Annotated in this window: 8 protein-coding genes; all 8 read right to left on the minus strand. The window is 61.0% G+C overall.

Features of this window, described 5'->3' with window-relative positions:
* Positions 1–57: 57 nt before the first annotated feature.
* The 8 genes from AAAX35_RS09235 to AAAX35_RS09270 all read right to left on the minus strand — a co-directional run bounded on the left by AAAX35_RS09235 (position 58) and on the right by AAAX35_RS09270 (position 9,839).
* The gene (locus tag AAAX35_RS09235) at positions 58–378 is read right to left on the minus strand and encodes an aryl-sulfate sulfotransferase (RefSeq protein ID WP_349117415.1); all 321 of its coding nucleotides are present in this window, start codon (positions 376–378) and stop codon (positions 58–60) included.
* A gap of 235 nt (positions 379–613) precedes the next feature.
* Positions 614–1,573: a 3-hydroxyacyl-CoA dehydrogenase gene (locus AAAX35_RS09240; RefSeq protein ID WP_349117416.1), complete on the minus strand. Its 960-nt coding sequence runs from the start codon at positions 1,571–1,573 to the stop codon at positions 614–616.
* A 419-nt stretch (positions 1,574–1,992) separates the two neighbouring features.
* The gene (locus AAAX35_RS09245; protein WP_349117417.1) at positions 1,993–6,774 is read right to left on the minus strand and encodes an acyl-CoA dehydratase activase-related protein; all 4,782 of its coding nucleotides are present in this window, start codon (positions 6,772–6,774) and stop codon (positions 1,993–1,995) included.
* Positions 6,775–6,785: 11 nt separating this feature from the next.
* The gene (locus AAAX35_RS09250) at positions 6,786–7,496 is read right to left on the minus strand and encodes a TetR-like C-terminal domain-containing protein (RefSeq protein WP_349117418.1); all 711 of its coding nucleotides are present in this window, start codon (positions 7,494–7,496) and stop codon (positions 6,786–6,788) included.
* Between the two features lie 274 nt (positions 7,497–7,770).
* Positions 7,771–7,896 carry a hypothetical protein gene (locus AAAX35_RS09255; protein WP_260699404.1) on the minus strand — a complete coding sequence of 42 codons (126 nt, stop codon included), beginning with the start codon at positions 7,894–7,896 and terminating at the stop codon, positions 7,771–7,773.
* Positions 7,897–8,052: 156 nt separating this feature from the next.
* Positions 8,053–8,910, minus strand: coding sequence for an HAD family hydrolase (locus AAAX35_RS09260; protein ID WP_349117419.1), 858 nt, complete (start codon positions 8,908–8,910; stop codon positions 8,053–8,055).
* Between the two features lie 87 nt (positions 8,911–8,997).
* Positions 8,998–9,336, minus strand: coding sequence for a P-II family nitrogen regulator (locus tag AAAX35_RS09265; protein WP_349117420.1), 339 nt, complete (start codon positions 9,334–9,336; stop codon positions 8,998–9,000).
* 146 nt (positions 9,337–9,482) lie between these two features.
* Entirely contained in the window at positions 9,483–9,839 is a 357-nt protein-coding gene (locus tag AAAX35_RS09270; RefSeq protein ID WP_349117421.1) for a hypothetical protein, read from the minus strand.
* Positions 9,840–9,929 lie beyond the last annotated feature (90 nt).

Raw genomic sequence — 9,929 nt, forward strand, 5'->3', positions numbered from 1 at the left:
GGGGGCATCGGCGAACGGCGTGTTTTCATACTCCATTGGTCAAACCTAAGCGCAGCGCTACAGCTCGTACTTGCACACGCGGTAGATGTACTTCTCGGCTTCCATTTCGTAGGCGGCGATGGGCAGTCCATAGCGATCGTACTCGGCAAAGGTCTTGGCCATGCCCGATGCCACGAGCATGCTATTCGAATCGCCGACGCGCTGCGCACTGCTGACGTAGCCCGAGAACGGCACCGCGATCTGGTCCACAAGCTCGTAGGTGCGTGCGGTCTCGTCTACCGTAAAGATGCGCCCAAACGAATGCGAGCCGCGGCTGTAGTCGGACCACCGCGGCGCCCAGCTGGCCCCAGTCGAACTTGGGGTAGCTCTCGGCCGCACCAAAGTTGTTGTCGTATAGCAGCACCTGGTAGCGACCAGTCGCTGCCGTGTCAGAACTCGGCAGATACGTCACGCTGTGCTGGCCTGCATTGAGCGAGAAATCGCCCTGGGCCTGCAATAACTTGTCTTCAAAGCCCGAGCCAGCCCATTGCCACTCCTTTCTATTTCTGGGTCCATCTTCTCACTGCTGGCGGCCGAAAATGATCCGTTTTCCTCCGACCCCGAGGGATCGTTCTTAGTACTTGAAGAAGCCCTCGCCCGAGCTTTCGCCCAGCTTGCCTTCGTCGAGCATTTTCTTGAGGACGGAGGCCATGGCCTTAAAGTTGTAGGGCATCATCATCTTCTTGAGCAGCGGGCTCACCAGGCCCGGCACCTTCTGATACTGCATGACGATGTTGTAGGCCGTCTGGATACCCACCGTGTCGAATACGCGGAACGGGCCCTTGGGAGCGCCGGTGCCACGCGTCCACGCGAGGTCGATGCTCTTGGGATCGCTCACGCCCGAGACGTACAGATCAAGGCCCGAAAGCAGCCACGGTACCAACATGGAGTTGAGCAGATAACCGTTCTTTTCCTTGTTGACGGGCAACGCCAGCATACGGATGTCGTTGGCAAAGTCGACGAGTTCATCGAAGTAGCGCTTGTCGGTCTGGTCCTGTGCCATGACCTCGGTCATGTTGTTCTTCCAGATAGAGTTGGCAAAGTGCAGCGACAGGTACTTCTCGGGGCGGCCAGTGTACTTGGCAAAGGTACTCGGCAGTAACGTGGAGGAGTTGGTCACGACGACGGTCTTTTGCGGAAGGACCGGGGCGAGCTTCTTGTAGAAGTCAATCTTTGCCTGGGTATCCTCAGCCATAGACTCGATGACCAAATCGGCGTCGGCCACTGCCTTGGCAAGATTGAGCTCCAGCTTGAGTGTGGAGTAGGCGCGCTCAACGGCGGCGAGTGCCGCCTCTTTGTCGAAGGGCTTGCCGCTATCGGCGATACCGGAGCACCACTCGCCCGTGCCGTCCGCCATACCCTCGATTGCCGCGATGTACTCCTCGCGCACATGATCGATCTTGGGCTGGGTGCGGCCGATGCCGCCCTCGCTGCGCAGCCAAATCGTTACATCAAAGCCGCAGTAGGCAGCCTGAAAGGCAATCTGGCTTCCCAGCACGCCGCCGCCGGCAACGCAAACGGTCTTGTAGCTCATAGGAACAGTCCTCTCTTACGTAATTCCATAGATGTGTATTTATTCAACCGTAAGAGGGCTGCACACTGGGGGTGGGTTCTATAAACGGACGGTAATTTGCGGCGAACGGCTACATCTGTTCATTATCTCAGGGTTCCGAGGGCGATTTTTTGTGCCACCGAGACGTCGTTTGCGGAAGTATGCGGCAAATTCCGGAACCCTTGAGCACCCCCCCGATTTTCCGCCAATAAAACCGCAGGTACAGGGCTTGGACATATTCGGTGTGCTCGGTCTATTCAGATTTTGCCGCATACTTCCGAAATCTGAGTTCGCAAAGGGTGATAGTCGGGGCGTTTACGCAACATATGTCCAAGCAAAAACGGGTGGTAGCCGATATGTCTACCACCCGTTTGCCTCATATCTAGCCCAAAGCAGGCCAGCTACTTCTTAATGCCGCGTCCCAGGCGCTCAGCGACCGACGCCACGGCGCTCTCATCGACCGAGCCGCAGCTCACGCAGCCATCGTGGGCACGCATCTGGCCGGTGACCTCGTCCATCGCGAGCGGCGCCACCTTCTCGAGCTTAAAGCCTTTACCGGCGCGCATGTTTTCCTTGGCCACGCTAATCATGAGCTTAATGCGGTTGAGCTGGTTGACCTCGGACGCACCAGGATCATAGTCCACCGCGACGATGTTGCTCTCAGGGTGCTGGCGGCGTAGCTCCTTAATCACGGCCTTGCCCACCACGTGGTTGGGCAGGCACGCGAAGGGCTGCGTGCAGATGATGTTGGGCGCACCGTGATCGATCAGGTCGAGCATCTCGGCCGTGAGCAGCCAGCCCTCGCCCATGTTGTTGCACACCGAAAGCACCGTACGGGCCTTGTCGGCCATGGTGCCGATGCGCTCGGGTGCCTCGAAGCGGCGGGACTTTTCGAGCATCTCCTCCACCGGTGTGCGCATCCAGTCCACGAGCTTGATGAGCGCCTGCATACCAGCGCGCGTGGTAGCAGAGCTTCCCAGCTCGTCCTTCTGCAGCTCGGCGTTGCTCATGGAGTACAGGAAGAAGTCGAGCAGGCCCGGCACCACAGCCTCGCAGCCCTCGCGCTCGATAACGTCGACCACGTGGTTGTTGGCCGTGGGATGGAACTTGACCAGAATCTCGCCGACCACGCCCACGCGCGGCTTGGTGCCCTCGCCCACGAGCGGCATGGTGTCGAACGCGCGAATGGCCTCGCGGCACAGCTTGGTGTAGTTATGGCGGTTGAACTTAGGCGCCAGCTTGCGGGCGCGCGCCATATACTCCTCGTAGAGCGCGTTGGCAGCACCAGGCGTTGCCTCGTACGGGCGGCAACGATAGAGCATCTGCATCATCACGTCGCCAAAGAGCACCGCGTAGACTGCCTGCTTGAGCAGCGCCGGCGTAATCTTAAAGCCGGGGTTGTCCTCACCGAGCGCCACGACAGAAAGCGAGATCACCGGGATCTCGGGATGACCGCTCTCGCGCAGGGCCTTGCGAATGAGCGCGATGTAGTTGGTGGCGCGGCAGCCGCCGCCGGTCTGGCTGATGACTACGGCCGTCTTGGACAGGTCGTACCGACCGCTCTCGATGGCCTCCATAATCTGGCCCGTCACCAGGATCGACGGATAGCAGATGTCATTGTTCACGTAGCGCAGGCCGGCCTCGACGGCATCGTGGTCAGTCGAGGGCAGCAGCTCCAAGTTGTAGCCAGCACCACGGAACACCTCTTTGACCAGGTCAAAGTGGATCGGGGCCATCTGCGGGCACAGGATGGTGTAGCCCTCGTCGCGCATCTGCTCGGTAAAGGGCACCTTGGGCCACGCGGTCGAGGCGCTCTCGCGCTGAGCCTCAAACGTGTACTTGTGGCTTGCGAACGCGGGGGCATCCGTGGAGGGCGCCACCGGCGCGGCATCGCCCTGCTCGTAGGCCTCGCCCGCGGCCGTGGCCTCGGCCAAGCGCTCGGCCTCCTGATCCTTGAGCGCCGCCATGAGCGAGCGGATGCGGATGCGCGCGGCACCCAGGTTGGATACCTCGTCGATCTTGAGCACGGTATAGATCTTGCCGCTGGCCTCAAGGATTTCCTGCACCTGATCGGTAGTCAGGGCATCGAGACCGCAGCCGAAGGAGTTGAGCTGGATCAGGTCCAGGTCGTTGCGCATCGTCACAAAACGGGCGACAGCGTACAGGCGGCTGTGGTACATCCACTGGTCGACGACGCGAATCGGACGCTCGGGCTTTACCAGGTGCGCGAGCGAATCCTCGGTAAAGACCGCAAAGCCAAAGCTCGAGATAAGCTCGGGCAGGGCGTGGTTGATCTCGGGGTCGTTATGGTAGGGGCGACCGGCGAGCACGATGCCGTGGCCGCCATGGTCCTCGACCCACTTAAGAGCCTCCTCGCCCATGGTCTGGATGTCCTCGTGGAAACGCGCATCGGCCTCAAAGGCAGCGTTGACGGCGGCATCGACCTCGGAGCGCGTGATCTTGGGACCGCGCACGCGGCCGCGACCAGCCTCGGCGTCGGCCACGCGGTCGACGGCGAGCACCTGGTACAGGCGGCGCTTGAGTTCGGTCTTGTCGTGATAGGGCACAAACGGATACAGGAACTCGATGTTCTGCTCGCGGATCTCGTCGATGTTGAGCGCCAGCGCCGTGGGGTAGCTCATGACGATGGGGCAGTTGTAGCAGTTACCGGCCGTCGGGTCCTCCTTGCGCTCCCAGCGCACGCACGGCATCCAGATGAAGTCGACGTCACGGTCGATGAGGTTCATCACGTGGCCGTGGCTCATCTTGGCCGGATAGCACACGCTCTCGGACGGCATGGACTCGATGCCCGCCTGGTAGGTCTTTTTGCTCGACTGGTCGGACAGCTGCACGCTAAAGCCCAGGCGCGTAAAGAACGCATGCCAGAAGGGGTAGTTCTCGTACATGTTGAGCGCGCGTGGGATACCCACGGTGCCGCGCGGGGCCTCGTCGGGACTCAGGACCTCGCGGTTAAAGAGCAGCTCGTTTTTCTTTTTGAAGAGGTTGGGGGCCTCGGTCTTCTGCTTTTTGTGGCCAGCACCCTTCTCGCAGCGGTTACCGGTAATGAAGCGCCTACCGCCGCCAAAATCGTTGACGGTGAGCTGGCAGTTGTTGGAGCAGCGACCGCAGCGGACGTGCTTTTGCGTCACGGTGAGGTGCGCGATGTCCTCGGCCGAAAGGATGGTCGAGGTCCCGTCGATGCCGGCGCGATCGCGGGCGAGCAGGGCCGCACCGTAGGCGCCCATGCAGCCGGCGATGTCGGGACGCACGGCGTGAACGCCGGTGAGCTGCTCAAACGCGCGCAGCGTGGCATCGGACATAAAGGTGCCGCCCTGAACGATTACCTGGCTGCCGATCTCCTTGGGATCGCGCAGCTTAATGACCTTGAACAGGGCATTCTTGATGACGGAATAGGACAGGCCGGCCGCGATGTCGCCCACCGTGGCGCCTTCCTTTTGCGCCTGCTTGACGCGCGAGTTCATAAAGACCGTGCAGCGACTGCCCAGGTCGACCGGGGCCTTGGCATGGATGGCGGCATCGGCGAACGCGCGCACGTCCATGTTCATAGACACGGCGAAGCTCTCGATAAAGCTACCGCAGCCCGACGAGCAGGCCTCGTTGAGCATGATGTGTTCGATGACGCCGTCCTTGACGCGCAGGCACTTCATGTCCTGGCCGCCGATGTCCAGAATGAACTCGACGCCGGGCAGGAACGCCTTGGCGCCGCGCAGGTGCGCGACGGTCTCAATCTCGCCGGAGTCGGCCTTGAGGGCCTCGATGAGCAGTGCCTCGCCGTAGCCTGTGGTGGTCACGTGGCCGATGGTGCAGCCCGCGGGGATGTGGTTGTAGAAATCGGCCATGATGACCTTGGCCGTGCCTAGGATGTCGCCGTTGTTGTTGCCGTACCAAGTGTGCAGCAGCTGACCGTCCTCACCCACGAGCGCGGCTTTCATGGTGGTGGAGCCGGCGTCGATACCGATGAACACGCGGCCGGTGTAGCCTTCGAGCTTGCCCTTGGGGACGACTTCCTGGTCGTGGCGGGTTTTGAACTCGGCAAAGTCCTCGTCGGTGGCAAAGAGCGGATCCAGGCGCTCGACCTCGGCACCCTGCGTGTCGCCCAGGGCATCGATGGCCTCGATGAGCTGCGGGAACGTGCTGAGCTTGTTGGACTCGTGCGCCATGGCGGCGCCGCTCGCCACAAACAGGTGGGCGTTTTGGGGCACAATGCGGTGCTCCTCGTCCAGGTTGAGCGTGAGGTAGAAGCGGTGGCGCAGCTCGGAGAGGTACTGCAGCGGGCCGCCCAGGAAGGCAACGTTGCCGCGGATGGGACGGCCACACGCCAGGCCCGAAATGGTCTGGGTCACGACAGCCTGGAAAATGGAGGCGGCCACGTCCTCGGGGCGGGCGCCCTCGTTGAGCAGCGGCTGGACGTCGGTCTTGGCAAAAACGCCGCAGCGGCTGGCAATGGGATAGATGGTGGTGGCGTTGGCCGCGAGCTTGTTGAGGCCACTGGCATCGGTGTGCAGCAGGGTTGCCATCTGGTCGATGAACGCGCCCGTGCCGCCGGCGCAGGTGCCGTTCATGCGCTGCTCGATGCCGTTGTCGAAGTAGATGATCTTGGCGTCCTCGCCGCCCAGCTCGATGGCGACATCGGTGGCCGGGACAAGGGTCTCGACAGCGCGTTTGCTGGCGATGACCTCCTGGACAAACTCCAGGTCGAGCCACTGGGACAGCAGCAGGCCGCCCGAGCCGGTAATGGCGCAGGTCATCTGGGCCGTCGGCAGCACGGTCGCAGCACCCTCGAACAGGTCGCGGGCGCAGGCACGGACGTCGGTGTGGTGGCGCTGGTACTTGGCATAGACGATCTGATTGTCGTCGTTGAGCACGGCAAGCTTAACAGTGGTGGAGCCCACGTCGATGCCCAGATGCAGGCTGCCGCGAGCGTTCTCGGGGTTGAAGATCGCGCCTTCGGGGGCCTGGCCGGCGGCTACGGGCTCAGCGGCGGTGGCGGGCTCGCTAGCGACGGACGTCTCCCCTGCCGCGTTCTTGGCATCGGCAACTGCCTCGGCAACTTTCTCGGCAGCCGCGGTCGCGGCCTTCTGCGCGGCGTCCACCACGGTGGGCGCGGCCTCGCGTGCGGCAGCGACCATACGGTCCTTAATGCCCTCGACGAGTTTGCTCATTGTCTCTCCTCTTAGTTGTTGGACTCGACGGCTGCGGCGGTGTCGGCCGTGTCCTCGAGCTGCAGGTTCAATAGCTTCATGCCGTATTCCGGCACGTTGATATCGATGGGTTGGCCATACAGGTCACCAGGACGCACAAAAGCGAGTACCGTCATAATGCGCGCCGTGGCCTCGGGCGATTCGGTGAGCCCGCGCTCAAACCAGCGCTGAATCATGCCGACCTCGGCGCTCACGACGTAGGTGACGTAGTAGTCAAAGAACGTGCCCAGCGCCAGGCCCAAAATGCCCGTCTGTGCACGAGGCACTACGGCCTCACGCGCGGTATCGATGATCTTTTTAATAAAGGCGGGGTCGCCGCCAGGGCCTAGCAGGGCACCAATAAGATCGCGATTTGCCGCAAGATAGCGCAGCAGCTCAACTGAGCCGGGCGCCGGTTCGAGCTCGTCGATGTTACGGTAAAGATCGGGCAGCTGAGCTGCGGTGATGAGCTCCACGCGCTCACGAATCTCAGCCAACAGGCCGTCCTCAATCTGGTTGATAAAGTCGGGAATATCGCGGTAGTGCGAATAGAACGTACGGCGCGTAAGACCGGCACGCTCGGTGAGCGACGCGACGTTAATGCGCGAAAGGTCGCCGCTTTCGGCAAGCTCGCTGGCAAGCGCCTGGCGAAGGGCGCGCTGCGAGCGAAGGGACCGGCGATCACATTTCTCGAGCTGGGACAAGCGTCCTCCTTGTTACTCAGACTGTACGCTATTGCACAGTGCGAGTATTATTGCACACCGTGTGTATCAACACGTAAAGGCAATATTTGGAATGTGACAAAGGGCAGTCCCTTTGTCACATTCAGGGACCGCCTAGGTTGTGCCAGTTGTGCCTGGCTTTTGGAGCGGTATTGCCGATTGTTCAAAATGTAATTCGTGGGTAGAATAGTGTCGACGGCAGCCCAAGTTCTGGAAAGCTGGGCAGCGCCGTTGCTTGGATTAAGGGGTCAACGCCTTAGCGGCGGCGACCCCTTTTACGTTGCTTCGAACGTTGCTTGAGTGCCTCGGAAAGCCCGACGAGCGCCGTGGAGAACGAGACCAAAGCGGTCAGAAGTCTCACGAAATCAATCAGATCGGTCATAGGCATCACCTCCCATCAGATGGAGGGCGTTGCCCGGCACATGGAACTGCCGCCAACAGTATCAATTCTATCAAAGCGCAGTTAGATATGCGAATGTTTGTTCGTATTTCAAGAGACCAGCGTCACCTGTGCCAAAGGGGCTGTCCCTTTGTCACATTATTCGATTACGGTGCAGGAATTCTGCTTGTGCATGGTAGCGAGCATGTGTTTGGGGACGGCGTGGACCATACAGCTGCCGATGGTCGCGCTCGCGGCGGCCTTGGCTGCATCGCTTGCGTTTTTGGTCGCGTAACTGTGACGGAAGCGTTTGAGCATGGCGATATCGTTGCCGCCATCGCCGTAGACCGCGACCTCATCCTCGGCAATACCGTAGTAGCCCGCCAGCCAGGCCACGCTCTCGCCCTTGTTGCACGCCACGTCCGTGATCTCGAACATCACCGGATCGAACGGCGCGTTGACCACACGGTCCGAGCGCTCGGCCAAATACGCCTTAAGGTCGCGCTCCAGCTCGGGCGAGGTCACGCGGCAGTTGATCTTGCACACATCGTGGCGCAGGATGTCACCGATCGACTGGTCGAAATACTGCTCCTCGTGATACCCGCCACGTGCACGCATACCGCGCATCACGATGCGCTTGATAGGGCTGTCCTTCTTAAAACCCGCCTGGTGCATCTCGAACGAACCGCTCGAGAACATGCCGTCGGGCGTGGAGCAGTCGAAGCAAATGTCCGGGAACGCCTTGAGCAGCTCCTCGGTAACCTGCGGGTCGATGGTCCAGGTCTTGAGCACCTCGCCATGGCTGTTGCGCACGATGGATCCGTTGGAGCAGCAGGCGTCGAGTGCCAGCCCCGTAAAGCCATGCTCGCCGATTGGCAACGTCGAGCGCCCGGTCGCGGGAACCACATGCAGGCCAGCCTCGGTCAGCTCGCGAATGGCACGGCGGATGGTCCCATCCGCCTCGTGCAGGGCGTTCAGCAGCGTTCCGTCTAAGTCACTCGCAAACATCTTGATCATGGGCATGCCTCTCCTTCGTCTGCACGATATTGTAGACGAGAGCGGGCGCGTCCCAAGAGAGACGCGCCCGCTAGGCGAAAGATTGTCCTACACCGCGGCGGGGCCGTGTTCGCCGGTGCGGATACGGATAACTTCTTCGACCGGCTCGACCCAAATCTTGCCGTCACCGACGGCGCCGGTGCGTGCAGCGTTGCAGATAATCTCGACAATGTCGTCGACATGCTCATCGGCACAAATGAGCGTGAGCTGCACCTTAGGGATCGTGTTGACAAGCAACTCGTTGCCGCGCACGTATTCCTTCCAGCCATGCTGTGAGCCGCAGCCCTGCACCTGGTTGATAGTCATACCGCGAACATCAGCAGCAAACAGCGCGTCTTTAAGAACCTCAAGCTTTTCCTGGCGCACGATGGCCGTGATCTTTTTCATAATGAATTCCTCTCAATAATCAACGTATCCCTTTACATGAGACGCGGGTTTCCCAGGTGCCGCAGATTGGGTTGAAAGAGGAGCGCCGCGTACTTTTGTACGCAAGCGACGGTTTGAAACCCAAGGTGCGGTGCCTGGGGAAGCCGCTAGTCAAGTCCCGAGAAGGAGGGATAAGCGCTCTCGCCGTGCTGACTCGCATCCAGGCCCAGCGCCTCGTCGGCCTCGTCCACACGCAGGCTGCCGTGGAACAGCACCTTGACCACCGCGGCGATTACCAAATCGAGCACCAGCACAATAGCGACCGTCACCACAATGCCCAAGATCTGCGAGATGAGCAGCGACGCGTCGCCCGTGTAGAACAGGCCGCCCTTACCGGTCCACGAGAGCTCCGGCACGCAGAACAGGCCCGTGAGCACGCCGCCCAAGATGCCGCCAATGCCGTGGCAACCGAACGCGTCGAGCGCATGGTAGCGCACAGAGATGTGGTGTAAGAGGCGGGGCATGCCCCGCCTCCGCCCTTTCAAGAAAGGACGGGGACACCGCCTAGAATTCGTCGTTGGAGTAATGAAGGTGACGAATGGAAGGAAAGGCGA

The organism is Collinsella sp. CLA-ER-H11, from assembly GCF_040092445.1.
Classification (GTDB): domain Bacteria; phylum Actinomycetota; class Coriobacteriia; order Coriobacteriales; family Coriobacteriaceae; genus Collinsella.

Bases quoted from the DNA above. Each gene is read 5' to 3' on its own strand.
- AAAX35_RS09240 (WP_349117416.1), bottom strand. From the start codon at position 1,573: ATGAGCTACAAGACCGTTTGCGTTGCCGGCGGCGGCGTGCTGGGAAGC.
- AAAX35_RS09245 (WP_349117417.1), bottom strand. From the start codon at position 6,774: ATGAGCAAACTCGTCGAGGGCATTAAGGACCGTATGGTCGCTGCCGCA.
- AAAX35_RS09255 (WP_260699404.1), bottom strand. From the start codon at position 7,896: ATGACCGATCTGATTGATTTCGTGAGACTTCTGACCGCTTTGGTCTCG.
- AAAX35_RS09260 (WP_349117419.1), bottom strand. From the start codon at position 8,910: ATGATCAAGATGTTTGCGAGTGACTTAGACGGAACGCTGCTGAACGCC.
- AAAX35_RS09265 (WP_349117420.1), bottom strand. From the start codon at position 9,336: ATGAAAAAGATCACGGCCATCGTGCGCCAGGAAAAGCTTGAGGTTCTT.
- AAAX35_RS09270 (WP_349117421.1), bottom strand. From the start codon at position 9,839: ATGCCCCGCCTCTTACACCACATCTCTGTGCGCTACCATGCGCTCGAC.